The 999-nt window shown below is 60.7% G+C and carries 1 protein-coding gene; it reads right to left on the reverse strand.

Translation table 11 applies throughout. The features are described 5' to 3' along the window. Positions 1–926: class 1 integron integrase IntI1 (gene intI1 / locus VVR41_RS10670; protein ID WP_126634184.1), on the reverse strand; the 926-nt coding region annotated here is incomplete at its 3' end. Positions 927–999 lie beyond the last annotated feature (73 nt).

A 999-nucleotide genomic window follows, 5' to 3' on the forward strand; every position in this document is an offset into this window, starting at 1 on the left:
GTCGTAGAGACGTCGGAATGGCCGAGCAGATCCTGCACGGTTCGAATGTCGTAACCGCTGCGGAGCAAGGCCGTCGCGAACGAGTGGCGGAGGGTGTGCGGTGTGGCGGGCTTCGTGATGCCTGCTTGTTCTACGGCACGTTTGAAGGCGCGCTGAAAGGTCTGGTCATACATGTGATGGCGACGCACGACACCGCTCCGTGGATCGGTCGAATGCGTGTGCTGCGCAAAAACCCAGAACCACGGCCAGGAATGCCCGGCGCGCGGATACTTCCGCTCAAGGGCGTCGGGAAGCGCAACGCCGCTGCGGCCCTCGGCCTGGTCCTTCAGCCACCATGCCCGTGCACGCGACAGCTGCTCGCGCAGGCTGGGTGCCAAGCTCTCGGGTAACATCAAGGCCCGATCCTTGGAGCCCTTGCCCTCCCGCACGATGATCGTGCCGTGATCGAAATCCAGATCCTTGACCCGCAGTTGCAAACCCTCACTGATCCGCATGCCCGTTCCATACAGAAGCTGGGCGAACAAACGATGCTCGCCTTCCAGAAAACCGAGGATGCGAACCACTTCATCCGGGGTCAGCACCACCGGCAAGCGCCGCGACGGCCGAGGTCTTCCGATCTCCTGAAGCCAGGGCAGATCCGTGCACAGCACCTTGCCGTAGAAGAACAGCAAGGCCGCCAATGCCTGACGATGCGTGGAGACCGAAACCTTGCGCTCGTTCGCCAGCCAGGACAGAAATGCCTCGACTTCGCTGCTGCCCAAGGTTGCCGGGTGACGCACACCGTGGAAACGGATGAAGGCACGAACCCAGTGGACATACGCCTGTTCGGTTCGTAAGCTATAATGCAAGTAGCGTATGCGCTCACGCAACTGGTCCAGAACCTTGACCGAACGCAGCGGTGGTAACGGTGCAGTGCTGGTTTTCATGGCTTGTTATGACTGTTTTGTTGTACAGTCTATGCCTCGGGCATCCAAGCAGCAAGCGCGTTACGCCGTGGGT

Origin of the sequence: Corynebacterium sp. LK2510 (genome assembly GCF_040946405.1) — a bacterium.
GTDB lineage: Bacteria > Actinomycetota > Actinomycetes > Mycobacteriales > Mycobacteriaceae > Corynebacterium.